The sequence below is a fragment of the Pseudoalteromonas tunicata genome (assembly GCF_002310815.1).
Classification (GTDB): domain Bacteria; phylum Pseudomonadota; class Gammaproteobacteria; order Enterobacterales; family Alteromonadaceae; genus Pseudoalteromonas; species Pseudoalteromonas tunicata.
Map to the genome: position 1 here is coordinate 2558148 of NZ_CP011032.1, position 24128 is coordinate 2582275.

At 39.5% G+C, this 24128-nt stretch carries 25 protein-coding genes; 12 read left to right on the plus strand and 13 right to left on the minus strand.

What is annotated here, in order from left to right:
* The first annotated feature begins 37 nt into the window (after positions 1-37).
* Positions 38-817, plus strand: coding sequence for a hydroxyacylglutathione hydrolase (gene gloB / locus PTUN_RS11720; RefSeq protein ID WP_040643623.1), 780 nt, complete (start codon positions 38-40; stop codon positions 815-817).
* Between the two features lie 104 nt (positions 818-921).
* Positions 922-2499 carry a LysM peptidoglycan-binding domain-containing protein gene (locus PTUN_RS11725; RefSeq protein WP_040643695.1) on the plus strand — a complete coding sequence of 526 codons (1578 nt, stop codon included), beginning with the start codon at positions 922-924 and terminating at the stop codon, positions 2497-2499.
* A gap of 65 nt (positions 2500-2564) precedes the next feature.
* Here PTUN_RS11725 and PTUN_RS11730 read toward each other — a convergent pair whose 3' ends face one another.
* The 3 genes from PTUN_RS11730 to PTUN_RS11740 are packed head-to-tail and all read right to left on the minus strand — an operon-like array spanning position 2565 to position 4101.
* Positions 2565-3008 carry a flavodoxin domain-containing protein gene (locus PTUN_RS11730; RefSeq protein WP_009837118.1) on the minus strand — a complete coding sequence of 148 codons (444 nt, stop codon included), beginning with the start codon at positions 3006-3008 and terminating at the stop codon, positions 2565-2567.
* A 36-nt stretch (positions 3009-3044) separates the two neighbouring features.
* Entirely contained in the window at positions 3045-3779 is a 735-nt protein-coding gene (gene truC, locus PTUN_RS11735; protein WP_009837119.1) for a tRNA pseudouridine(65) synthase TruC, read from the minus strand.
* A 1-nt stretch (position 3780) separates the two neighbouring features.
* The gene (locus PTUN_RS11740; protein WP_009837120.1) at positions 3781-4101 is read right to left on the minus strand and encodes a YqcC family protein; all 321 of its coding nucleotides are present in this window, start codon (positions 4099-4101) and stop codon (positions 3781-3783) included.
* A gap of 138 nt (positions 4102-4239) precedes the next feature.
* On the opposite strand from PTUN_RS11740, the gene PTUN_RS11745 reads away from it, so the two are divergent.
* Both PTUN_RS11745 and PTUN_RS11750 read left to right on the plus strand, forming a co-directional pair.
* Positions 4240-5271 (plus strand): DUF3549 family protein, encoded by a 1032-nt coding sequence (locus PTUN_RS11745; protein WP_009837121.1) that lies wholly within the window; start codon positions 4240-4242, stop codon positions 5269-5271.
* Positions 5272-5571 (plus strand): DUF3301 domain-containing protein, encoded by a 300-nt coding sequence (locus tag PTUN_RS11750; protein WP_009837122.1) that lies wholly within the window; start codon positions 5272-5274, stop codon positions 5569-5571.
* A gap of 658 nt (positions 5572-6229) precedes the next feature.
* Here PTUN_RS11750 and PTUN_RS11755 read toward each other — a convergent pair.
* On the minus strand, positions 6230-6868 hold the full coding sequence (locus PTUN_RS11755) for a GNAT family N-acetyltransferase (RefSeq protein ID WP_009837123.1): 639 nt from the start codon (positions 6866-6868) through the stop codon (positions 6230-6232).
* 97 nt (positions 6869-6965) lie between these two features.
* Here PTUN_RS11755 and PTUN_RS11760 point away from each other — a divergent pair, with 97 nt between their 5' ends.
* The 3 genes from PTUN_RS11760 (at position 6966) to PTUN_RS11770 (ending at position 8337) form a co-directional block, all read left to right on the plus strand.
* A complete protein-coding gene (locus tag PTUN_RS11760) occupies positions 6966-7208 on the plus strand; it encodes a DUF2789 domain-containing protein (protein WP_009837124.1) in 243 nt (80 codons plus the stop codon).
* Between the two features lie 77 nt (positions 7209-7285).
* Positions 7286-7564 (plus strand): hypothetical protein, encoded by a 279-nt coding sequence (locus tag PTUN_RS11765; protein ID WP_009837125.1) that lies wholly within the window; start codon positions 7286-7288, stop codon positions 7562-7564.
* Positions 7564-8337, plus strand: a complete 774-nt coding sequence (locus PTUN_RS11770; RefSeq protein ID WP_009837126.1) for a Zn-ribbon-containing protein — start codon at positions 7564-7566, stop codon at positions 8335-8337. The genes PTUN_RS11765 and PTUN_RS11770 overlap by 1 nt, the downstream gene beginning before the upstream one ends.
* Here the strand turns inward: PTUN_RS11770 and syd are convergent.
* Entirely contained in the window at positions 8331-8882 is a 552-nt protein-coding gene (gene syd / locus PTUN_RS11775; RefSeq protein ID WP_009837127.1) for a SecY-interacting protein, read from the minus strand. The genes PTUN_RS11770 and syd overlap by 7 nt on opposite strands.
* A 60-nt stretch (positions 8883-8942) precedes the next feature.
* On the opposite strand from syd, the gene queF reads away from it, so the two are divergent.
* Entirely contained in the window at positions 8943-9791 is an 849-nt protein-coding gene (gene queF / locus PTUN_RS11780) for an NADPH-dependent 7-cyano-7-deazaguanine reductase QueF (protein WP_040643698.1), read from the plus strand.
* Positions 9792-10090: 299 nt separating this feature from the next.
* Here the strand turns inward: queF and PTUN_RS11785 are convergent, their stop codons facing one another.
* The 4 genes from PTUN_RS11785 to PTUN_RS11800 are packed head-to-tail and all read right to left on the minus strand — an operon-like array spanning position 10091 to position 17281.
* On the minus strand, positions 10091-10984 hold the full coding sequence (locus tag PTUN_RS11785; RefSeq protein ID WP_009837130.1) for a peptidylprolyl isomerase: 894 nt from the start codon (positions 10982-10984) through the stop codon (positions 10091-10093).
* A gap of 47 nt (positions 10985-11031) precedes the next feature.
* Positions 11032-11838, minus strand: a complete 807-nt coding sequence (locus PTUN_RS11790) for a type 2 periplasmic-binding domain-containing protein (protein ID WP_009837131.1) — start codon at positions 11836-11838, stop codon at positions 11032-11034.
* Positions 11839-11876: 38 nt separating this feature from the next.
* On the minus strand, positions 11877-15569 hold the full coding sequence (tamB, locus tag PTUN_RS11795) for an autotransporter assembly complex protein TamB (protein WP_009837132.1): 3693 nt from the start codon (positions 15567-15569) through the stop codon (positions 11877-11879).
* The gene (locus PTUN_RS11800; protein WP_009837133.1) at positions 15566-17281 is read right to left on the minus strand and encodes an autotransporter assembly complex protein TamA; all 1716 of its coding nucleotides are present in this window, start codon (positions 17279-17281) and stop codon (positions 15566-15568) included. The genes tamB and PTUN_RS11800 overlap by 4 nt, the downstream gene beginning before the upstream one ends.
* Before the next feature lie 193 nt (positions 17282-17474).
* On the opposite strand from PTUN_RS11800, the gene PTUN_RS11805 reads away from it, so the two are divergent.
* The gene (locus tag PTUN_RS11805) at positions 17475-17813 is read left to right on the plus strand and encodes a ribonuclease E inhibitor RraB (RefSeq protein WP_009837134.1); all 339 of its coding nucleotides are present in this window, start codon (positions 17475-17477) and stop codon (positions 17811-17813) included.
* A 13-nt stretch (positions 17814-17826) separates the two neighbouring features.
* Here PTUN_RS11805 and PTUN_RS11810 read toward each other — a convergent pair whose 3' ends face one another.
* Complete coding sequence (locus PTUN_RS11810) at positions 17827-19584, minus strand: DEAD/DEAH box helicase (protein WP_040643625.1); 1758 nt, start codon at positions 19582-19584, stop codon at positions 17827-17829.
* Positions 19585-19729: 145 nt separating this feature from the next.
* Between PTUN_RS11810 and PTUN_RS11815 the strand changes: the two genes are divergently transcribed.
* Positions 19730-20218, plus strand: a complete 489-nt coding sequence (locus PTUN_RS11815) for a GNAT family N-acetyltransferase (protein WP_009837136.1) — start codon at positions 19730-19732, stop codon at positions 20216-20218.
* 34 nt (positions 20219-20252) lie between these two features.
* Here the strand turns inward: PTUN_RS11815 and PTUN_RS11820 are convergent, their stop codons facing one another.
* Together PTUN_RS11820 and PTUN_RS11825 are read right to left on the minus strand one after the other, a co-directional pair.
* Positions 20253-20606 (minus strand): VOC family protein, encoded by a 354-nt coding sequence (locus PTUN_RS11820; RefSeq protein ID WP_009837137.1) that lies wholly within the window; start codon positions 20604-20606, stop codon positions 20253-20255.
* Between the two features lie 90 nt (positions 20607-20696).
* On the minus strand, positions 20697-21002 hold the full coding sequence (locus tag PTUN_RS11825) for a DUF1330 domain-containing protein (RefSeq protein ID WP_009837138.1): 306 nt from the start codon (positions 21000-21002) through the stop codon (positions 20697-20699).
* A 362-nt stretch (positions 21003-21364) separates the two neighbouring features.
* Between PTUN_RS11825 and PTUN_RS11830 the strand changes: the two genes are divergently transcribed.
* Together PTUN_RS11830 and PTUN_RS11835 are read left to right on the plus strand one after the other, a co-directional pair.
* Entirely contained in the window at positions 21365-22459 is a 1095-nt protein-coding gene (locus PTUN_RS11830) for a ferredoxin reductase (protein ID WP_009837139.1), read from the plus strand.
* A 3-nt stretch (positions 22460-22462) separates the two neighbouring features.
* Positions 22463-23515, plus strand: coding sequence for a fatty acid desaturase family protein (locus tag PTUN_RS11835; RefSeq protein WP_009837140.1), 1053 nt, complete (start codon positions 22463-22465; stop codon positions 23513-23515).
* A gap of 205 nt (positions 23516-23720) precedes the next feature.
* Here the strand turns inward: PTUN_RS11835 and PTUN_RS11840 are convergent, their stop codons facing one another.
* Positions 23721-24029, minus strand: a complete 309-nt coding sequence (locus PTUN_RS11840; protein WP_009837141.1) for an H-NS family nucleoid-associated regulatory protein — start codon at positions 24027-24029, stop codon at positions 23721-23723.
* Between the last annotated feature and the right edge of the window lie 99 nt (positions 24030-24128).

The following is a 24128-nucleotide window of genomic DNA, read 5'->3' on the forward strand; positions in this document are numbered from 1 at the left end:
ATAACAATCTAATGTCTAACATACAAAGCCAATGACTATGCTGCAAGTTAAACCTATTAAAGCATTCAAAGATAATTACATTTGGGCCATCATCAATACTGAAAATCAGCATTGTGTGGTTGTTGACCCCGGTGATGCCGAGCCCGTCATCGCATTTATTTCTGAGCACCAATTAACTTTAAGTGCCATTTTAATTACACATCACCATTGGGATCACACTAATGGGGTTGAAAAACTGTGCAGCCTACAAGCAAGCTTGCCTGTTTACGGGCCCAAAAATAGCCCATTTGCAGGGATCACAGAACCATTAAGTGCAAATACTGTCTGCCAATTAACCGATTTTGACCTGAGTTTTCATATTCTAGCCACTCCGGGCCATACTTTAGATCATATCTGTTATTACGAACCGCAACAGGATTGGCTATTTTGTGGTGATACGTTATTTAGTGGCGGTTGCGGCAGATTATTCGAAGGCACCGCAGATCAAATGTTTCAATCAATGGTTAAACTTTCTCAACTGCCAGATAAAACCGCTGTTTATTGCACCCATGAATATACCCAAAGTAACCTGATATTTGCGTTAGTGATTGAACCGCAAAATCTTGATCTGCTGCAACATCATAAAAAAGTTGATGCTTTACGTTTAGCAAACAAAGCGAGCTTGCCAAGTTCTATTGGTCTTGAAAAAAAAATAAATCCATTTATGCGCAGCACCGAACAACATATCACAGAACATGTACCCATAGAGCATCAACAAGCATTAACAGAACCTTGGCATGGTTTGGCGGTTTTAAGACGCTACAAAGATCATTTTTAGCTTTTTTTCACCGCACTTTTAAGCCAAGTTTAGATTTTGTAATTGGAAATTTGTTGTAATAAACGTTAGTATCATCGGCTGATTTCAGCAGTGATATGATGATAATGATAAAAAAGTCGACCGCCTTAATTGCAGCCATGTTTGTTTCTGGCTGCCAAATGACTCAGCAACCAGATATTCTAGTTGTCAATGAGCAAACACCTGCTGATTTTGTTGCAGCTCAACCAAACGATGTGGTTAATGCGTTAACACTTGATGCTTTAAATGATCAACAAATTGTTGAAGAAGCACCGGTGTTTGATGATGTCTGGGAGCGTATTCGTTATCAACTCTCTATTCCTGTACCACAAAATCGCGCAATTGTGAGCGAGCGTAACTATTATGCCAAACATCAAAGTTACCTCGATCGGATTTCTAAGCGTGGTTCACCTTATCTTTATTATATTGTTGAAGAAGTCGAAAAACGTGAAATGCCGATTGAATTGGCGCTGTTGCCAATAGTCGAAAGCGCATTTGACCCATTTGGCTTTTCACAACGAGCCGCATCAGGTATTTGGCAATTCATGCCAGAAACGGGTGAACGCTTTAAACTAAAACAAAATTGGTGGTACGATGGCCGCCGTGACATTGTAGAATCAACCAGAGCTGCGCTTGATTATCTCTCTTATCTACACAAAACCTTAGAAGGCGACTGGCTTAATGCCATTGCGGCTTATAACTCAGGTGAAGGCCGTGTTCTGCGCGCCATTCAAAAAAATCGCCAAAAGCATTTGCCTACCGATTTTTGGTCTTTAGATTTACCAAAAGAAACAACCGCTTACGTACCTAAGTTATTGGCTTTATCTGACTTATTAAAGCGCTCGGATGAATTCAAAGTAACTTGGCAGCCAATTGTAAATGCCCAAGTTGTTGATGTTGTTGATGTGGGTTCACAAATTGACTTAGCGCTTGCGGCTGAAATGGCGCAAATGAGTATCACTGAGTTGTATCGTCTCAACCCAGGGTTTAATCGATGGGCAACCGATCCGCAAGGGCCACATACCCTGTTATTACCATTAGATATTGTGGCGCCATTTAACGAACAATTAGCAAAAACCGATTTAAAACAACGGATCCGCTGGCAACATTATGTAGTACAAAAAGGTGACAGTTTATCGGTGATCGCCAAAAAGTTTGATACCAGCACCCAATCAATTCAAACCCTCAATGAACTCAGTTCAAATATGATCAAAGTGGGCCAAGAATTATTAGTGCCACTAAGTGATGCTAATATTGATAACGAGCATTTATCAAAACAAATGCGACTTGCGGCCGCACCAGTGAAAAAACAGACTGTGCGTTATAAAGTAAAAAAAGGCGATACCCTTTGGGATATCAGTAATGCCCATGATGTAACCATTCAGCAGCTGGCTAACTGGAATAAAATGTCAGCCGATTCAATTTTAAAATTGAACCAAGAACTAGTTATTCATAAAAGCAGTCAAGCAGTACAACCTTCACGCCTAGAGCAATCAGCCAAAGCCATTACCTATAAAGTTCGTAAAGGTGATTCACTGGCGCGCATAGCCTCAAAATTCAAAGTATCAGTCGATGATATTGTTAAATGGAATAAAATTGACAGTAAGCAGTATCTTCAACCTGGACAAAAGCTCAAATTAAATGTTGATGTGACTCGTACTTAAAATAAGTAAATAAAAAGACCTTGAATTAATTCAAGGTCTTTTTATTTAAGCTGATAATAGTGTGTTTACAGGGCCGCTAAGAAATCGTTTAACCACTTAAGTGCTACAGGCTCAGGATCAAAATCTTCGCAGGCATCAATTTCAAGCATTTGACATATCTTTTTTGCTTGTAACTCTAAAAATAAAGCTTCAACTTTACGACCTGCACCACAATACGTCTCACCATAGCTTGCATCGCCCATGGCTATGACTGCAAATTTTTGCGCTGTAAGCATTGGAAATTGTGACTCTAATTGATAATAAAGCGGTACTAAGTTATCAGGTAAATCACCTAGACCAGTCGTTGAAGTGACCACTAAAATAACTTTTGCGGCTTGTAAATCGGCAATAGTAGGTGCATCGAGAACCTCTGCGCTGCGTCCCTTTGCTTCAACTTGAGTTTTAAGGGTATAGGTTAAGGCTTCTGCCCCACCAAAAACCGAACCATAAATAAGTGTAATATCTGCCATGATCTATCCTTTTTTATTTTTTCAATAACGGCCAACTTAACAATAAGCGGCTTCCTTGTCAGGCCAAGAAAACTGATTAAATAAAGCCAATGTTGATTCACCTAATGGCGCTTCTATTATTATTTTTTGTCCACTATAAGGGTGCATGAAAGTCAGCCGCTGAGCAAACAACATTAGACGCTGGCGTTCAAAATGCTGCCAAAAAAAGTGATTATGTTGATTATCACCATGATTAACATCACCAATTATAGGATGCGACAAAAAATTTAAGTGTCGTCGAATTTGATGTTTTCGCCCAGTTTTAGGAAAACACTCCACCAAGGAATACCGAATTGTCGGATATTTCCCCAAAGCAATGGGTAAGGTCACTTGCTGCAAACAACGAAATTCAGTTTGTGCTGCTTGTGGCGCTTTATTTTGATCGGCATATTTATCTGCGATTTTGTCGAGCTCTTCTTTAAGGGGTCTATCCAGCAAACGATAATCAGGCGCAAAACCACGTACTAATGCAAGATAACGTTTTGTCACCCTGTGGTCGCTAAATTGCTCATTCATTTTACGAGCCGCGTCACTACTTAGCGCAAACAATAAAACACCTGATGTTGGTCTATCTAAACGATGAACCGGAAACACATGCTGACCAAGCTGGTCTCTTAGCATTTGCATCGCAAATTGCGTTTCATGCTTATCTAAAAAAGAGCGATGAACCAACAAACCTGAAGGCTTATCTATCGCTACAAAATGCTCATCTTGGAATAAAATTGTCAGCATATTATTGCACTACAAACAATTGATCAAAACCACTAATTATTTCTAATAAATCTTGATATTGCGATAATTTGGCTTGCCAACTTTGCTCTGCCATTGGCAAAAGTGTCATGCTAGCTGGCAATGGAATGTTCAATGCTATTAACTGGCGCATTTTAGGTATAAAAATGAATTGCAGCCATTGCTCAAACGCCAGAGTATCACAACAAAATGGCGCGCTCGAATTAAGCGCATCTAATGATGGAAGCTCTTGCTGCCACAACTGATGTTTTTTTAAATTATGCTCTAAATTATCGAGTAAGTGCATCACGGTTTGCTCTATCACGCAGTCATCCTAGCCAGCTTTGAAAGTGGCATTATAGCCTGAGTTATCAAGGCATCCCAGCCATAATCTAAGCCGATGCTTGGTTAAGCGCTGCAAACTCTTTATAATCGAGCCATTATTGCCAGAGTAGATCATTTCATGGAAAAAAATATAGCCACCCTCGCCCAATTACTTGACGCCGCAGGCACCCAATGGCGTGTATATGATATCGGTCGTCGAATCGCTAAAATTGATAAAGCCACTTTTGCAAAAATCGAATCGACCCAAATTCCCTATCCCACACCGTTGCAGCAGCATGCAATGATTGCAATTCAATTTTGGGACGCGCGTGCATCAAAAGAACCCTATATTTGGTTTTTAAAATTTCCACTGGACGAGCAAAATAAACTTAACCAAGCCAGTCGCAATCATTTTGCAGACATGGTGCTAGAAGCTTTAGGTACGCAATTAACCGGCCAAGATGAGCAAGCGCAACAACTGAATAATAATCCTTATGTTTTCACCCCTAATGTCAATAAGCGCGCAGCATTTAACGCATTAATGAAAGTAGAACTTAATCAAGGTGCATCAATTTATTACGAACATGCACAGCTTTATTTTTCTGGTAAAATCGCCATCGACTCATGGCAAACATTAGCGCTACAAGGAATTGCTGATTTTGCAATGCGTTTACATCAAGATAATAATAGCGAAAAATTACTCAGCGTATTGAATCACTTACCTGAAGAAGTATTCAATCCATTATCATCGATACTTGAACATGTTTGCATTACGACCACAGTTGCCGAAAGTTTACTCAAGTTAGGCCAACAGTCATTAACACTTGAAAGCCCTAATACCTTAATTTATAGCTTACGCGCACTTTCAAATGCCGCTGCAACCGGATTAGTAGACCAACTTGTTGATGAAGCATTGCAGTCTAAGCATGCACATAATACCGATTTACAATTAATTTTAGCAGGCCGCTGTTGGCGTAGTTTTAGCCAACCAGAGCGCCTGCATCTTTACATGGATCACGTGGCACAATCACCAGTAGGACCGGAACTGTTTGCCGGTATTTTTGCCGATTTAGTTGCAATTAGTGAGTTACGTCCCCATGTTTTAAATCTATTAAGAATTGAAAACCGCAGCGAAACGCTTGCTCGGGCAATTGGGAGCTTATTTAAATAAATGATGACGTTATGGATTTTGATGTTAAGTGCCGCGGTAATTTATTTCTTTTGGCAGAATAGAAAAATTGCTGAAGCAGCTTGGCAACATGCTGAACTGCAAGCAAAACAGCTTAATGTTCAATTACTGAGTATTGCGTGCACAAAACGGCGCATTGGGCTGTTAAAAAATGGTAAGCCTGGCATCAAAAGTCTGTTTTTATTTGAGTTTTCAAGTGATGGAGAAACTCAGTATCAAGGTGAGTTAGAGCTCGAAGACATTAAATTGGTCAAAAGCACCATTCCACCGTATCGTATTTAAATATTAAAAACCTAAGATAATTGATATCTAGTACAATCGAAATGAATTGATAGGGATTTATTCGAGAACAAAAAACTAAGGCGTAACACCTGTTACGCCCCAATCTTAAACATCATTCCGTGATCCTAAGATACATCCTGTATCTTTGGCTAAGCCATCCTATTTATCTCCCTGATTGGAGTCCTGCTTGGTCCCCATCGGTATCGTCCTGATACTGTCCCTGCTTCAATCCTGAAGTGTTCCTAACCATCCTTGCCTATCCATGATAATTGAGTCAATCCTAACTCATCCAATCACATCGTGTGATCCTTCCTAAACATCCCGTTTTATACCGATTCATTCAGTATGCCGTCATCCTTGCATCCTTGTCCCTGTGTCCTCGATGCTCCTGCATCATGCCTTGTTCCATTTTATCCTTTGGCAATAAGTCATTTCCTATGACCTTTGTTTTCCTTACACAACTAAGTTTAGAGATATTAAATTAATAAAAAAGCGCTAAAAATAAATTTAAAGCGCTGTCATAATATTGAAATTGAACATTTACTTTTAATTATCAATAAGTTAATTCATTTTACAAGAGAAAATTACCGCTATTTACCACGAAAGCGCACGATGCTGTAAGAAATATCGCACAGAGTCATAGCCTAAATGGCGGTGATCACTTCGGTTTAAATAATAACTGCCCTTGAATATGGTTAAATTCAAGTCGTTTTAAGCACTGATATCCTTCAGAGCTAAACAAACCTGCCAATTCTTCACGAGTTACATACACAGCTATACCACTACTATTGGCTGCATTGGCCATCAAATCATTTAAAGCTCGCAATAAATAACGGCCAAAACCTTGTTTTTGCAAACCTGGCGCAACTGCTATAAACGCAAGATAATAATAATTGTCAAATTGTGCTAATTCATGGCGGATAACTTTTTCTTTTTCTATTAGTTGCTGCGTCGTTAAATACCCCGCACTGAGCATCAATTTTAACCGCCAATGCCAATAACGCTCTGGTTGTAACTCTGTATCTGATTTTATTAAGCACGCGACTGCTTTTAAGGTATCGCCGCGCATTATGCCGATAAGTGGTTGATGACCTTGCCAAAAACTATTCAGCTCCTCCCTAATTAATGCTCGTAATTTTTTCTCATATGCAGCAGGCTCATTAGTATCTACTTTAAGTATGTCTTGGAGCAGTGGATCATCATGATACGCTTGGTATAACAAACTTGCAGCGATGTTAATATCTTGGGCTGTAAGGTAAACCGCTTTAATCGACTCATCAATTTCAACAACAGACATAGTTGCCTCCTAATTATTATTATTAACGTATGGCAATAGCTAAATACCGATTTGACCATATAATTTATAGATGGTTTTTACTAAATAAGAAATGAAAATGGATACTCACAACCACAATATGATGAATTTATTTAATCAGTTAGGCTTAAAGAGCGATGAAGAAGCAATCACTGAATTTATTACTTTACACCCTTTAGGTGATAACATTTTACTGGTAAATGCTCCCTTTTGGTCCGACGCACAGCGCCATTTCTTATCCGAATCACTGCAAACAGACGGTGATTGGACTGAAATTATCGATCAACTTGATGCGCAACTTAGAGCAAACTACCGTCGCTAAACACACTGTAGTAAAATGCTAGTTTCCAATCCTACTTTGGGCTACTATTTGCCAAATTTATTGGCCCAATAGTCACTATGCAAGAATTTGTCATAAAAGCTGTGCAACAATTGGTTGCACAAGGAAAAACGCCAACTGTGGCGCTTGTTAAAGGTAAATTAATCCAACCTGTAGCTATGCCTGTTATCATCAATGTGCTAAATCACTATAAAAAAGATCCTGCCAGTATCATTTTGCAAGACGTTGACGATGTTGCCTTGCCAGATCAAAGCATAGGAGCAGAACAACAAAGCCAGCTTGATCGCATTGAAGCAAAACTCGACCGTTTACTCGCCTTACTTGAGGTGAAAAGTTAATGTTTGTTGCCGACCTTACATTTGATTGCTATGAAGACACAACGCTTGAGGCTGCTGAGCAAGCCATTATTCGTTTAGTTAATGCCCTGCGCTTTAACGGCCAAATCATTGGTGAAGAATTTCCGACTGTGCTTAAAGATGGCTATTTTATTACTCGAGTTATGTGCCCAGAGCAAGACTCAATGCACCCGCTGAATAACAGCCCCTTTGTAAAACATAGCTTACAAAAACTCAATGATGTTGGCTTACTACAACCAAAAGTAAAAATCATTGGTCAAGATATTCACGCTAATGGCTCAGATTGCTGTAAAGAACCATCAAGTTATATTCTTTACACCACTTATGTGCACACCTGTAGCCCACTTTATTGTGGTGATGACTTTTTGCCGGTGCCTCTTTATAACATTCCTGCGATTGCCAATGGTGATTATAAAACCTTGCTTAAATGGCAAGAAGATTGGCAAGCATGCGATCAAATTCAAATTAATGGTGCAACTCGGTGTGAATTTCCCGCTTTATATGAACTCTCTGATCCCCAAAGCGATTTATTTCGCCGCGGCATGGATATTTGTAAACGCATCAAATACCTCACCAAAAAGCCGGTGTATTATTATTTGTATCGCGTTGGTGGGCAAAATAAAGAAGAAGAAAGCAAACGCCTTTGCCCAAGCTGTGGTGGACAATGGCGTTTAGCAGAGCCGTGGTTCGATTTATTTGATTTTCGCTGCGATGAATGTGAAATCGTCTCAAATATGTCGTGGGACTATCAGTAACGGTACTCAGCTGTACAATACTCTAAAAATTCAGCCAAATCGTGGGTTAACACTTTATGCGGTTTTTTACCCACGTATTCCAAACAGACATCTCCGCTTGTGCAATCAAGCGTCAGTAATAAGTCTTCTTCTTCAGTTAAACCAATAAAGATAGTTGGCGGCTGCTTCAGTTTACGCTTCATCAGAATATGACCGGTGATATTTTGCTGTAAGCGCTCAAAATCATCTTCATTCCAAGCTTGTAGCAACTCAAACTGGCCAAAATGTGACGTTACTGGCACATTATTGCTATAAAATGCGCCATAAAAGGCATTAATACTTGGGTGAAAAGTGAGTTCTAGAGCATCTGCAAGTTGAGTTAAATCACCCTGCTCTGTGCGTTCAACATGCTGCCATTGCACCAAGCCTTCGTTCAACGAGCTCATGTTCTCGCACGGACTCGGCCATTGTTCATCATGCTCGATTAAAGGCTCGCTGCCGGTATGGTTCACTGCTTTTTCATGCCATTGATTCAATAATTGTTTTAATACTTGTTGTACTGCCATGCTGTACTAGTTCTCGAGTTTCGCTACAATAAGCGCGATTGTAACCACAAAATGATTAATATGACAGATTATGAAAACTCGCCTGAACTAAAAGGCACCTTGCTTGGCCAGCAAACTGAATATAAAGATCAATACGATGCGAGCTTACTTTTCCCCATTGCGCGCAAACTCAATCGCGATGAACTTGCCATTGATGAAGCGGCACTGCCCTTTGTTGGTGAAGATACATGGACGGGCTACGAGCTATCGTGGTTAAACGCCAAAGGTAAACCACAAGTCGCGGTAGCTGAGTTTATTTTTCCATGTCAAAGCAGCCATATCATTGAATCAAAGTCATTTAAATTGTATTTAAATAGTTTTAATCAAACACGCTTTGATACTTTAGAACAGGTTAAACAGCATCTAGTTGAAGATTTAAGCAAAGGCTGCAATGCAGCAGTCGAAGTCCGTATTTTTGGCCCTGAGGCGTTCAATTGTATTAACAATACCCCGCTTCCGGGCTTGTGTATTGATGACTTAGATGTTGAAATCGACTGTTATAGTTTAGATAAGCAGTTACTAAAACTTGCTGCAAATGCTGTACAAGTCTCTGAAACCTTACACAGTCATTTGCTTAAATCAAATTGCTTAATTACCTCACAACCAGATTGGGCTAGCGTCGTTATTCGCTATAGTGGGCCTCAAATTTGCCATGAGAGTTTACTGCGTTATTTAATTTCGTTTCGCAGTCATAATGAGTTTCATGAGCAATGTGTTGAGCGCATTTATTGTGATATTCAAGAACTATTGGGGATTAAAGAGCTTGAAGTGTATGCCCGCTATACTCGCCGTGGTGGATTAGATATTAATCCTTATCGTTCAAGCCACCAGCAGCAAACGCCGTTTAAATTAAAAATAAATCGCCAATAGTTGTTTTAAATTTGGCTCCAAAAAAACAACCGCCAGTGAGCGGTTGTTTTGTTTTCATGGCCGAAAGATTCTAAAGCGGATAGATCAGAACTTTGAGTTTATTTAACCTAAATTCTGCATCAGAAATTTACCAACATATTGAATTAAAATTAAATTTCTTAGCTTCGTTTCTCTAGCCTGTAACTTTCAAAGATAACATCGCCGATTAATACATCAATAACGGGCCTCTTGCACGTTAATTCAATAAAGTTAAGGTTGAAAATAGCTGCCTAAGATAGATTTATTATCCAGTATTGAGGTTATTTATTGGCAAAAGGTCGACTAGGCACACTTACAGCACAGACGTCGGTATAATTAGGCGTTTCAATAAACCAACTGCTAGGCCGATTACGGCGCGATTCTACCAGTTCACTAAATGAGACAGAGCCAGTATCCATAATTTCTAAATTAACAGGGCGAGTATTTTTTACATCAGCTGCCACCACCATGTCTAAGATAGGATTAAACGCACGCTGCGCCCTTTCGCTGTCATCTTTAGGTTTGCGGTCCAGTCGCTGTAAATGTTCCATACCATCAATGACACGGCCAAATGCAGTAATGTTACGGTCTAAATAACGCAGCGTACCTAATGCAATATAAAACTCTGTGCCGCCGCTATCAGGTGAATCGCTGCGCGCCATAGCAAATGTACCAGGGCAATGAGTTTGCCATGTTTGTGTTGCATCACTCTTTTGCGCCACCGCAAAGCCGTTTAAAAATCCTGTTTTCGCGGCATATCCGTCTTTATCATCAACGACAGTCATCACTAAAGGAGCTGTTGTTTGATGAAAAAACTCCGCCTCAATTGCTTTTTGACCTGAAGTGACCTTCTTTTGCTCACTGGCATCACCCCCTTGGGCAACAAAACCCTCAACAAATCGATACATGTTCAAATTTTTATAAAAACCTTCGCGTGCCAATTTTTTAATATTATTGACATGATTAGGCGCTAAAAGCGGGTTTAGTTCGATAATCACTGTACCTGTTGCTAAATCGAGTAATAAAGTATTGTCTAAATCAAGTACCCGCCATGCACTATCAGGGGCATTTGCAATAATTTCACTTGGCGATAAACGAGTTGCCTCTGCCTGCACAGTCGCTGATAAGCAGCTTAAAAAAGCACATACCAAAAGAGGTCTTTGGAGTAATTTCATGATTAGCCTTTATTGTTATTATTTTAATTTAAAGCCAAGTACCGTCATTATGAACTTGGGTACCAATACTGTTTTTGTTCAAGCGGCGCACTGGCTGGTAATAAATGATTTTTTAATCTGATCACTTTTCGTTGTGATAAATTTGCCTTTTTTAGCAATGATTTAAAGTGTTTATCAAATAATTGCTGCCAACTGCCATCTTGCTGCGCTAACGTCAAACCAAGTGTCAGAGCATGATGTAAAACATCGTTATTTTTGGCGACAAAAAAATAAGTCGCGGCCGGATATTGGATCACTAAATTAGGCTCATAAATCAATCCGGGTAATAAGCTACTTTCATCCATTTCTAATATGCTAAGTGGTAAGGCATCAAAACGCCCAAGTCTCAGCATATCTTGCTGTTTTGTTTCATCACTTATTTCAGTAGTGATTAAATTATTAGCTCTAAAAATAGCTAAGTCTGCCCAATCAAATCCTAAACCAAAATTAAATCTCTCAAGATCAAATTGGCTACGCACATTTTGAAATATAGCTCTGTTTTTTTCAGCAACAAGGGCAATGCGGTAACCTAACAAGCCTTTATCGAGTGGAATAAGCACTGCATGCGCTTGTTGTTCAAGCTGTTTACTGGTGACATGCCAAGATAAATCAATCCCGTTTTCATCACCTAACAAACGAACAGCTCGGGTTTGGCTTGTAACATTATTAGTCGTCTCACACCGATATTTAAGACCCGACTTATCCAGCGCCAATACCACTAACTCAGTAATATAATCGTGTGCCGGAGCCGAAAAACGCACCACCATTTCGCCATCATTCTGATTTGCATGGAGTGGAGTAGTAACTAAAAACATACACCACATCAACCGTTTGCAAGCAATGCTTAGCATGTTTAGTCCCAGTCAAATTTATACAATATATCTAAAGCATTATTTAACCCATTTGTAGCTTCAATGTAAAGCTGGGGCATGATTTGATAACGCACAGCAATTTCGGTAATTGAGTCAAATATACCAATGCTGTAACGTACTTGTACTCCGGGCAACAGATAACCACTGATCTCAACTTTCGTTTCATCACCCGAGCCTTTTGATGCTAACGCAATATCTTGTACGCCAAACGCTTTACCAATTTTGTTCACCATGCCTTGGCTGCGCGATAAACCTTGAGTGATCAGCATCTGGGTTAATAATCCATCATTTGATCTATCACCATCGCCAATTGGGCGGCCATTTAATAAATAAGAAAGTGCCATCGCTTGATCCATACTCGGCTCTGAAAATATCTCAAGTTGCGGAGTCTCTATTGGGCCACTGAGCTTTATCCCTGCAATAACGCCATCGGCGGTTGTTGCCGGATTGCGAATGGCTTTAATGTTTAAATACGGTTTATCAATGGCACCATTAAAACCAATTTGACCGGTTTTTATCAGTAAATCTTGGGAAAATGCTTGATAATTACCATCAATTAAATTCATATCTCCGACAACTAACAAGGGCGTATTTTGTGCTTTTTTAAGTGTTAGTTGCCCTGCGAGTTTTGAATAAAGCCCAAATGAATCAATAATCACATCGTCTTTTACAACCAAGGCAACATTCATTAGGTAATTAAAAGGTAACGCTTTTTTACTTTTAATTTTGGCATCAACAATCACTTCATCATCACTGACTTGCACCGCACCAACAGGGAGTGATTTCATTTTGATGCGCCCATATGGCAGCACAACTTGCCCTTCAATATTGAGCAACTGATCTTCATAGGTTAATTTCAAGTCTGGGCTTAACTTCACCTTAACGCCTGTTTGTGGTTTTAAGCTGATTTGCTCACCTTTAATGTCTAACGACGCAAGTAAATCGGCATGTTGCCAATTGAGTAACCCATGAATATCTGCGAAGCCACCATTACTGTCTTTTAAATTTCCTTGCAGCAAAGCTTGTTGTTGATCAAACACTAACGCAAGGTTGGTCTCTTTTAATGCTATAGGTAATTGCGCGCCAGAAAGCACGATTTCTGTCGCTTCAATTTGACCTGTTAATTGTGGAGCTTGTAGCGTTCCGGCAATATTCACATTAGCTTTGACTGCACCTGAAAGCTGCTCAAACTGTTTTAAAAAAGGTTTAAAATTAACTAACTGTGTTTCACTCAGGCTTAGACTTCCCAAAAGTGCACGCTGATTGGCTAAATCACTGACAACTAACTCAGATTTTAATTGCCCAAGTAACGCAGACTCAAGCAATAAGTCTAACTGCGCGGTGGTTGCATCTGCCTGTACATTAATTTCACTTTGTTCAAAGGGTAATACAAACTGCTGCTCACCTTGGTGCAGCGTTAAAGCAAACTCAGAACTGGTTAATTTTGCCACTAAACGGCTCAGCGCTCGTTGCTGCCACTGCGCATCGACTGCCCCAGTAAAAATTCCTTTGGCAACCAGCTCGGCAGGTAGAAGATGATCGATAGAATGCAAATTAAATTCAGAAAGTCGAAGCCCTACATCCCCATTTTGCGGATCTAGGGCTAAACGCTCAACACAGAGCTTAGAATAATGCGAAAGCCAGCAATGGGGCGCTAAATTTATCGCTTGTTTTTGCCAATTAAGTGCAAAAGCTAAAGGTTGATCAACCGTAAAACGTTTTACATTATCTGAAATAAAAAAATCTGTGAGTGCGCCCTGCCAAAGTTCGCCATCAAGAGACGATGCCAAGCTAAATCCACTTGTTAACCAGTCAGAATCAAGCTGCAAATTCGCAGTTTGCTTAGTTTTATTGCCTTTGGCATCAAACGTTAATGAACGTAAGGTTTTATCAAATGCGATAATATTGGCTGCACTTAAACTCATTTGCGTATCAAACTGGTTGGCAACATCAAGTTTGCCAACACTGGTAATGTTTTCAATCACGACTTGCGGTAAAGTCAGGCCATTAATCGCTAATTGCCAGTTAGCAATCGGAGTGGCTCGCTTACCTTTAATACTAAAGTCAGCGTTAGCCACACCGCTCAGTGACGGTGAAATTTGTACCGCATTACTGAGCTTTAATTGCCCATTTAAATCCCAGTTTTGATTAATTTTACCTGCTAGTTTGACAAAGTTTTCGCCGCTGTTTAACTGCAAGGTTTTTATTACACCATTGAATTCATTATCTAAAGATAATTGGCCTTTAAGCGTAAGAGGGATGTCGTTTACATCGCCTTGCAGCTGTAACGATGGCAATTTAACTTGCCAGCCTTGGCCTTGCTGGTGCAACGAGAATGCAAGGTTTCCGTTTAAATTGCTGCGGTATGCTGTTGAGATTTCACTCATATCAAGTTGTTTAATATCAGCTTTCGCCTCAACGTTTAATCCATCAGCCCATTTAATCATACTACTGAGTTGCAACTGGCTTTTAGCACTGCTCAGCATTGCGCTAATCACATTTAATTGCGTTAACCCGCCTTTTGCATGGAGTTGGCTACTAATAGCTGAAAAAGCATTAAACTGACTACTTGCTTGTAAATCAATTACATAGTCATTTGCATCTCCATTAAGTGCGAGCTTAACCTGATGTAAAGCAATTGTGTCGGTATTATTTACTAGCTGCCAATTGGCTAGTTGCGCGTTAAGATTAAAAGGAAAATTTGTGCTCCAAAGATCAATATTGCCACTCAAATCGAAGGGATAAATGCCTTTGTTTGTCAGCATGATGTGCAATGCATTTAGCGGCCCTTCCAGTTTAAGTTCTGTTTGTTCTTGCTGGTAACTGACATTACTGGTCAAAGCAATTGTATTTTGCTGCGCTAACTGGGCTTGGCCATTTACTGCCAATGCAGCGCCATTGCTGTTAGCGCTCAATTGCGTAATGTTAAGCTCACTGCCAAAAAGCCGAGCGCTTAGTTTAATCTCTTCGATCACTTGGCTGGTTTGTTGTTGAGTAAGCGTAACTTTACCGATTAAAATCTCATCGATGATGAGATTGACTGGGCTGTAGATCTCAAAACGAGGTAAAGGTGGTAACTCAGTAAGCGCAACCTTAGATTCAACAGCTGCAATACGCTGATCATTAAAGTGTACTGAATCAATCTTAAGAGCATGAAGCGCAATTTGGCTTTGCTCGCCTTCTATTGATAAGCGGACATTACGAGCACTTAGATGTTGATGTAACCCTAACTGCACTTCAAGTTCAGCCATTTCAAAGCGGGTTAATATAAAACGCAGTGGTAATGTCATTAATACATTTTCGCTGCCCACCACAAGAGTGCTTAGTGGCGTTGCCACTTCATCACTTGGCTTAACATCACCCAGTATTAATTGCACTTGCTTGACCTTCAAGCTATCGATACAAATACCACGGCAATACCAATTAAGGTTTAACGATATATCATGCAGTGCTAACTGAGTTTCGCCTTGTTGATAGGAGACAGAAAAAGGTTTGTCGTCATAAAAACGCGTCTCCCCTAAACGAATATTTAAACCGGGTACAAATTGATTTGCAGTCCATGCGATAAGTTGGTTACCCGGAATAGTAAACAGAATACAAAAAAGTACGGTGAGGATCACTATCAGCGGCCAAAGTAACCAATACCTGATCCGACGAAAAATTAAACGGATCATAATTCTGGCCCTATAGTAATGCTTAATCGCGCAGGATGCTGTGGGTCGCTAAGCGCCCAAGCAGTATCAAAACGAATTGGCCCAACCGGGGTTAACCAGCGTAAACCAATACCAGCGCCAACAGACAACGCCTCACTAAAATCGTTTGTTGCAGTACCACCGTCAACAAATAAAGCGGCACGCCACTGCTCAGAAAATTGATAATTATATTCCAAAGTGCCTGTTGTTAAGTAACGACCCCCAACCCGCTCACCAGCTTCTAACGGTGAAATTGCTTCATATTTAAATCCACGAATACTTTGGTCGCCACCGGCAAAAAACCGCATCGACAATGGCACACTGCTAATATCATCAACCAAAATAGCGCCTAATGTGGCACGCATGAAAAATAAATGGCGAGTATCTAATGTCCTAAGCCACGCGGTTTGAACTCGAACTTTAAAAATATCAGTACTCGAAACAAATTTTTGGCTCGCAAATTCTGCCGATACATTCCACGACTGCCCCCAATAGGGTGTCATGCCACCTTTTGCTTGTTTTCGGGCATAACTTATCCCAGGCAAAAGCATTTGCGTCGTATCGTCTTGATCGCCCAAATGATAATCTTCACGTTCATATTTAAGAAAGGCTGTGCGGATCCATTTATGCGATGTTAACCACTGGCGCTGTGCTTGAGTGGTGATTTTGCGACTGTATTTATCGATGTCGCTATTTTCTTCATGTTTATAACCTGCAACAAAACGCCAAACATCATCAATAGGATTATCAACCGGCACCGTATAAGAAAAACGCAACTCTTGCTGCATTTCAGATGCTTCAATATCACTATCCATGTAATGGCCTTCTTTGCCATACCAAGGTTTTGTCCATTTAAAACGAACTTTTGCACCTAAATCCGTTGAAAACCCACCGCCTACTTCATAGCTATTGGCTGGCTTATGTAATACTTCAACAATAACGGGCACTTGACCTTGTTGACGATGCACAACATCTGCGTGCACTCGCACACTATTAAAATAAGGGGTATTTGATAAATTCAAATTAAAATCAGATAAGCGCCCCGCTTTAAACGGCTCGCCCATTTCAAAAGGCTGCAAACTGCGAATATACTCACCTGCGGGCGTATCGCTTTGCACTTGCACTGGGCCAAATACATAACGTACACCTGAATCGAGCAGTAAAGTCACTTCGGCGCTATTATTTGCAAGGGTGACAGCCAACTGGCTTTGCTGCCATTTGGCATCAAAATACCCCAGATCCATCAGTAAACTTTCAATTTTACTTTTAGCGCTACTGTAATGATTATGATTAAGTACTTCACCTTGAGCAATCGGCAACGACGTTAATACTACCTGCAATTCTGGATCTGCAGCACCCTCACCAATGATTTGTACATCGAGTTTGGCAATACGAGTTGGCTCATTAGGCTCAATCGTTAACTCAAGCTGAGTATTATTTTTATTACTAATAAATTGAGTTGTAATATTCGGCTGATAATATCCAAGCGCTTTTAATGCTTGTGCAGCTTGTTGCTCAATTCGAGTTTTAAGATAAGCCGAAGGTTCAGCGTCGAGTGTATCGGCCAAATAGCTGCGAACATTATCTTCAAGTGCGGAATCGACTCCTTTAATAACTATTTTATTAATCGGCTCAGAGGCAGCAAAAACAGAGCCACAAAACAAACAAACCAGCAGCCAACGCAGTAGTAACAAGCGAGTATCCTTAAGTCAGGGGGACCTACAAATAAGTGAATGATTTTACCATAGTAATTTTATCAACAAGACCCTTTATTGTAGAAAAGTGTAACCCTATTAAAAATAAATAAATCAATTTTTTTGGCTAGTGCTTTTTATTTGCAACAAATTCTAAGACAATAGCGTTACTTCAAATTAATGAGTACCTTAAATGCAATTTCCTGATGACGATAATGGTCAATTACTGGCCGATATGGCTGCCGCTGGTTTAGATCTGAATCAAGTTCATACAGTTGATTTTTTTATTTTATTTGAGCAAAAACCGCACGCTGAAGACTTTATTAAAGCGATTGCTGCTGATGAACTTGCGCCTGCAACTCAGTTACAAAAATGCCCAGATACTGGCGTATGGGAAGTGATTGCATCGGTTAACATGGTGCCTGAGCACACGTTATTGGGCCAAACCGAGCAATACATCGAAAGCATTGCAAACCCACTCAATGGCTACGGCGATGGTTGGGGTATTTTAGGCGATGAGCTAGAAGGCTAATTGGCTATAAGGCTTATCGCTCTTGATAAGCCTTACGAAATACACCTTGATAATCAAAAATTTTATCTGCAATTTTCCAGCCGTACTTTGCTTTACGCGCAATGACAAAGTCCGGATGAGCTAACAACGCTTTTGCTGCTAAGACTTCGGCCACATTGGCAAATGTGCTCGGAATTTTCCCTAGCGCAACACGTTTACCAAATTGTTGATTAAAAATATAACAGGCTGCCTTTACAGCTAAATTAAACACTTCATCACAACTGGCACCATCTTCATCAAAATAAGTGATTTTTACTTTCTCGCTGCCAAATGGCTCTATTGTCATGCCCGAACAACGCAGCACCAAAGCATCTTTTAAATTAAGTGCTGCCCGTAATTTATCATCGGGATCAACCAATAATGCCTGACACGCATGGCAAACACGTGCAGCGATGTCGTTTTCGGCGCCACAGCTATCACATTCTTTAAATCGAAAGCGATAATCGCACTGTTGACTTTGCGCGGTCTCATCATCAAGCAAAAGTCCTTGGCAACGGCGACCAAAATGCTCTATCACTTTACCCTGCTCATCGGTTTTACCCCAAAATGTATTGGCAAAACCGCAACCAGGGCAAAGCACTTGCACCGGCTCGCTATCTGTCGATGGCTTTTTAGCCCCCACCTCTGGGTAAAATAAATCAAAGCCATTGCCGGCATAATCAATTACTAAACAGTCGGTTTTACCCGGACTTAAACGTAAACCTCGACCTACAATTTGTTGGTATAAACTCACCGATTCTGTTGGCCGTAAAATCGCAATAAAATCAACATGCGGTGCATCAAACCCCGTTGTAAGCACTGATACATTCACCAAATATTTAATTTTACGTGCCTTAAAATCACGCACTATATTATCGCGGGTTGTATTATCGGTTTCGCCCGTCACTAATACCGCATTATGCTCAGCCAAATAGCTTAAAATTTCTTTAGCATGCTCAACGGTCGCTGCAAAAATCATCACACCTTGACGCTCGTTACTCAGTTCAATCACTTGCTCAATGATAGCTTTAGTCGCACGTTGGTTTTCTTTAAGCATTTGGTTTAAATCATTGCCACTGACTCGACCAAAGCTATCTGTCGCTAAGGCAGCAAAGTCATAATGACAAATAGCAGCATCAAGTACTTCGGGCGGCGTTAAGAATTTGTTTTTAATCATATAACGCAGCGGCAATTCATAAATACATTTTACAAATGGGCTCTCGCTCGAGCCTCTTACAAAACCATGATAATGATGATGATAAATCCAACCCATTCCTAAACGGTAAGGCGTGGCAGTTAAACCCAATACTTTTAAGTCCGGGTTAAGGCTTTTTAATTGGGAAATCACTTTGTTGTATTGTGTGGTCTCGGTATTATCAACTCGGTGACACTCATCAATAATCAATAATGAATAAGGCTCATTAAGTTGTGCTAAATTAGCTCCAAGCGATTGTACACTGCCAAAAGTAACTTGTTCCTTAAGGGATTTTTGTTTTAAACCCGCTGAAAATATACTCGCTTTTAAACCATAGCTTTGGTATTTCTCACAATTTTGCTCAACTAACTCTTTAACATGTGCAAGAACCAAAATTTTTCGTTTCGCTAACCGAGCAAGCTCAGCAATCACTAAGCTCTTTCCCGCCCCTGTCGGCAATACAATCACGGCCGCATCACTGGTTTTACGAAAATGGCTCAGGGTATTTTGTACCGCTTCTTGTTGATAATGGCGAAGAGTGTAAATAAGGCTACCTATGAGTGCGTTGATTACGAACTGCTTGAGTATATCGCGTCTTAAAATAGATAAAAATAACTAATCTGAAGAAGTAGTTTATTTCATTTGTTATCAATAAGTTGTTAAGGGTAATCTGATTAACCGAGTTAATTTAAAAGGAAATAAAATGACTATTCATATTCGCCATAGTACAGCTAATGATGCGGTTGCTGTTTTTTCAATCATTTCGCAAAAAAGCTGTTACAGCAATACCTTACAGCATCCTTTAAGTAGTATTGAAAAGTGGACTAAACGCCTTAGCCAATTACCTGATAACTGCATTAGTATTGTCGCTGAAAAAAATGGCCATGTTGTTGGTCAGTTAGGTGCTGAGAATTTTAGTAATCCACGACGTCGCCATGCTTGTAATATTGGCATGATTGTATGTGAATCTGCGCGCGGACAAGGCGTAGGCGATGCCTTATTAAGCGCATTTATCGATTTAGCTTGTAATTGGATGGGTATTAAACGCATTGAATTAGAAGTATATACCGACAATGCAGCGGCACTCGCTTTATATAAAAAGCATGGTTTTACTATCGAAGGCACCGCTAAAAACTATGCATTAAAAGACGGTATATTAGTTGATGCTTACCTAATGGCTAAGTGCATTTAATAAGTTGAATCAATATCACATAGTAAAATCAGCTTTAAGATGACTCACTAAACTGTGTGATATGCCAAAGCTCACCTGCCGGGCCCCACAAATGCAACACGTTACCCCAAGGCACTATTTCTGGTTCACTGAATTTAATGCCAAACTCAGTCAAACTTTGTAACGTTTTGTGCACATCTCCAACTGAACTTACCACCAATTGAACCATTAAATTATTAGCTAAACCTTCATGATAAAAGTTTTGTAATAAAAATGAGCAGTCACCATTTTCAAACTCACAGACTTGAGCTGTTTCAAAGATGATACTAAAACCCATTGCCAGATAAAACGCTTTTGAAAGCGCAAAATCCTGACTGGGTATAAATACTTTTATATCTTCAACTTGCACATTTATTCCTTATTTTATTTATTACAACTATCAAGATCTCGAACTTTAGTTGAGGTAGCAAATTGTCGATAAAGCAGATTAATTGTTATATTAATCTGCTTTATCGTAACTAGAAATAATAGAGACACTGCCAACGGATGCGATAAAAAATTGCTCTTTGACGACTAAATATTGAGGATCTGAGAAAAAGCCCTCCATTTGACCTTTATTACTAAAGTTAAGTGTAAAGACCCTATTTATCGCAGCATTATCGGGGGAAATTAATACCTCAGAGACTTTAAAGTCATAACCAAAATAACCTTGATAGTCTGCAAGAATAGGCTTCATCGCTGAGCGATATTCTTCATATTTAACATCATCCAGCACATTTAAACCCACTAACATTTCATATGACATAAAAATCCCACTATTGACATTAAATAAAGCCGGGCAGCAACAATTGTTGTACAGTAAATACAAAAGGTATCTTATTGATATCAAGATTATATTTATCTGTTCACTGATTCAACATGATATGTAATAAAAAGGTAAGTGAATGTTCCATGCTGGCTAAAGAGCACTTTATGGCGATAACTCAACTGCGGTAAAAATCAGCATTACAACTCCTACTCTCCCCTTCTAAAGAAATAAGTAAACTTTTGACTGCTCAATTTATCAACACATTACTATTTTGAGTATTTGCACTAACCCTCTTGAAATTTAAAAATTTCGACGTACACTTGTGCGCTGAAATTTAAGCTAACACTTGTACGCTCAAAATGAAATTATTAGAGAAAGTAATCAATAAAGCTGCGCATCTATTGCTGCATACAGAGTCCTTTAAAGGCTATCTTGAGCCTTTGGTACAACAATTTAAACCAGCATGGCGTGCTGGATTTTATCGTGCCAAAGTGATTAAAATCATTACGTTACCTGCCAACTGCATAAGTTTAGAGCTTAGACCAGAGCGGTCATGGCCAAGCCATCAAGCTGGCCAGCATGTTTTGTTAAGCTGTCAATTTAATGGCCGCTTAATGACTCGCACATTTTCCATTTCGTCTTCGCAAGGCCAAGCTGAACGCGGAAATCACATTAGATTAACCATTAAAACTGCAAAAAATGGCGCGTTTACCAGCCAACTTGCAAACGAGCTTGCTGTAGGTGACTTTGTAAATCTATCTGAACCTATGGGTGAATTTTTACTGCCTTCGTGTGAACCAAACAGCACAGATGAGTTATTTTTCATTGCCGCAGGTTCTGGGATCACCCCATTTATGGCTATGTTACATACGCTAGCTGAACGGGATCATATTCGAACGCAAAACATTTACCTGTGTTACTTTGCTAAACAAGGAGAACATTTATTTATTGATGAACTCACTGAACTTAAGCGCTTTATTCCACGGTTAAACGTGATGTTTTTAGTACGAAAACAAGGCGACTCTTTAGCAAGTGCACTCAAAAATGTCATGCCCACAAGCCAAGTGCTTATTTGTGGACCACAGCAGTTTAAACAAGATGTTGACGCTGTACTCAATCACTTTGGTCATCTTAGTTTAAATCGTCAGGCGGAGTTTTTTCAGACGCCATTAAGTAACGAAAATAATGCAGATATTCAACAAGTAACTGTTTTACGTCATGGTCAAGTTACCGAGTTATTACTAACAGGTAATGAAAACCTATTAAATGGTTTAGAACAACAAGGTCTGTCGCCAAATTTTGGTTGTCGCATTGGCGTCTGCCATCAATGTCAATGTATTAAAAAATGCGGCATTGTTAAAAACCTACGGACCGGTGAGCAATCTGATACAGGTGAGCAACTTATTCAGTTATGCATTAGCCAAGCAATTACACCTTTAGAATTGGAATTATAAAACATGAATACGCCTGATTTTAAAACCCTAGGTGAGCAGTTAGACGCTCTCAAACAAACCACTTTGGCTAAAGTGGGCACTTTAGATGCGATGCATATCCGAAAAGTGATCGCTTATCAGCGAATCCTAGAATGGACGGGTCGAATTTTACTGATGCTTGGTTTCTTACAGCCTATTTACTGGGTAATTGGTGTACTTAGTCTCGCAATCGCAAAAATCCTCGATAATATGGAAATTGGTCATAACGTAATGCATGGCCAATACGATTGGATGAACGACCCTCATATTAATTCGCGCCAATTCGAATGGGATATTGCCTGTGATGGTAAAAGTTGGCAGCGTATTCATAATTACGAACACCATACTTATACCAATATTATTGGTAAAGACCGTGATTTTGGTTATGGACTGCTGCGTTTATCAAACGATTTTAGATGGCGATTAAAAAATCTTTGGCAGTTTCTTACTTATATTAATTTAAGTTTATTATTCCAATGGGGTGTTTCATATCATGAACTTGCAGCCGAGCGAGTGTTTATGGGTAGAAAGAAACAACAGAGAACGTCAAAAATCGACCCAAATGCATTAAAACGTGCTTTTTTTAGTAAAGGAGCAAAACAGTTATTTAAAGATTACTTACTGTTTCCAGCCTTAGCAGGGCCATTATTTTTATGGGTATTAAGCGGTAATTTAGTCGCTAATTTATTGCGCAATGTATGGACTTCAACCATTATATTTTGTGGTCATTTTACCAGTGACGTACATACGTTTAACGCTAAAGACTGTGAAAATGAAAGCCAAGGGCAATGGTACTATCGCCAAGCATTAGGCTCATCAAATATTAAAGGGAATACGTTATTTCACTTATTAACTGGGCATTTAAGTTTTCAAATAGAGCACCATTTATTTCCTGACTTACCTTCTTCACGGTATCAAGAAGTGGCGCCACAGGTGCAAGCAATATTTAAACAACATGGTATCGCTTATAATACCGGATCGTTTTTTAGACAATATAGCCAAGTTCTAAAACGCATTATACGATATTCTTTTCCGTAATAGATTAAATAACCTCATGCTGGATAATAAATCAATCTCAGGCAGTTATCTTCAATGCTAACTGCGCTGGATTAACGTGTAATAGACCAGCCATTGACGCGTCAATCTTCATTATTACCCTTAAAAATCACTAGCCAGAACTAAGGTTAAATGAGCAACAAAAAAGGAGCGTTAAGCTCCTTTTTTATTACTTACAAACTCATTATTAGTTTGCTAAATATTGTTCTAAAAGAACACCTTCAAATGCTTTTGGACGCTTACCACGACCAGACCACTCAAACGTTTCACCATCACGCGTAATACGATATTTAGCTTGAACTTTAGCGCGTTTATCGGCTGAGTTATTTTCCACTAAATCATCAAGCGTTAAGCCTTTTTCTTTTAATAATGCTAATACCTCTTGTTTTGCAGTTTCTTGAGCTTGACGCTCATTAAGTGCAGCTTCGATTAACACTTTTGCTTTTTCTAAATCAGAAAAACTTGCTTCTTTAATAAATGATTTAATGTCTTTCATATTAATTTAAACCCAATAAAATATTTAAGTAAGTATAAGATAGCCAAAAAATAAATAATAGTGAATTAATCGCTAAAATACTATATTGAAATTAATTCA

Bases quoted from the DNA above. Each gene is read 5' to 3' on its own strand.
- gloB (WP_040643623.1), top strand. From the start codon at position 38: ATGCTGCAAGTTAAACCTATTAAAGCATTCAAAGATAATTACATTTGG.
- PTUN_RS11725 (WP_040643695.1), top strand. From the start codon at position 922: ATGATAAAAAAGTCGACCGCCTTAATTGCAGCCATGTTTGTTTCTGGC.
- PTUN_RS11730 (WP_009837118.1), bottom strand. From the start codon at position 3,008: ATGGCAGATATTACACTTATTTATGGTTCGGTTTTTGGTGGGGCAGAA.
- truC (WP_009837119.1), bottom strand. From the start codon at position 3,779: ATGCTGACAATTTTATTCCAAGATGAGCATTTTGTAGCGATAGATAAG.
- PTUN_RS11745 (WP_009837121.1), top strand. From the start codon at position 4,240: ATGGAAAAAAATATAGCCACCCTCGCCCAATTACTTGACGCCGCAGGC.
- PTUN_RS11750 (WP_009837122.1), top strand. From the start codon at position 5,272: ATGATGACGTTATGGATTTTGATGTTAAGTGCCGCGGTAATTTATTTC.
- PTUN_RS11755 (WP_009837123.1), bottom strand. From the start codon at position 6,868: ATGTCTGTTGTTGAAATTGATGAGTCGATTAAAGCGGTTTACCTTACA.
- PTUN_RS11760 (WP_009837124.1), top strand. From the start codon at position 6,966: ATGGATACTCACAACCACAATATGATGAATTTATTTAATCAGTTAGGC.
- PTUN_RS11765 (WP_009837125.1), top strand. From the start codon at position 7,286: ATGCAAGAATTTGTCATAAAAGCTGTGCAACAATTGGTTGCACAAGGA.
- PTUN_RS11770 (WP_009837126.1), top strand. From the start codon at position 7,564: ATGTTTGTTGCCGACCTTACATTTGATTGCTATGAAGACACAACGCTT.
- syd (WP_009837127.1), bottom strand. From the start codon at position 8,882: ATGGCAGTACAACAAGTATTAAAACAATTATTGAATCAATGGCATGAA.
- queF (WP_040643698.1), top strand. From the start codon at position 8,943: ATGACAGATTATGAAAACTCGCCTGAACTAAAAGGCACCTTGCTTGGC.
- PTUN_RS11785 (WP_009837130.1), bottom strand. From the start codon at position 10,984: ATGAAATTACTCCAAAGACCTCTTTTGGTATGTGCTTTTTTAAGCTGC.
- PTUN_RS11790 (WP_009837131.1), bottom strand. From the start codon at position 11,838: ATGTTTTTAGTTACTACTCCACTCCATGCAAATCAGAATGATGGCGAA.
- tamB (WP_009837132.1), bottom strand. From the start codon at position 15,569: ATGATCCGTTTAATTTTTCGTCGGATCAGGTATTGGTTACTTTGGCCG.
- PTUN_RS11805 (WP_009837134.1), top strand. From the start codon at position 17,475: ATGCAATTTCCTGATGACGATAATGGTCAATTACTGGCCGATATGGCT.
- PTUN_RS11815 (WP_009837136.1), top strand. From the start codon at position 19,730: ATGACTATTCATATTCGCCATAGTACAGCTAATGATGCGGTTGCTGTT.
- PTUN_RS11825 (WP_009837138.1), bottom strand. From the start codon at position 21,002: ATGTCATATGAAATGTTAGTGGGTTTAAATGTGCTGGATGATGTTAAA.
- PTUN_RS11830 (WP_009837139.1), top strand. From the start codon at position 21,365: ATGAAATTATTAGAGAAAGTAATCAATAAAGCTGCGCATCTATTGCTG.
- PTUN_RS11835 (WP_009837140.1), top strand. From the start codon at position 22,463: ATGAATACGCCTGATTTTAAAACCCTAGGTGAGCAGTTAGACGCTCTC.
- PTUN_RS11840 (WP_009837141.1), bottom strand. From the start codon at position 24,029: ATGAAAGACATTAAATCATTTATTAAAGAAGCAAGTTTTTCTGATTTA.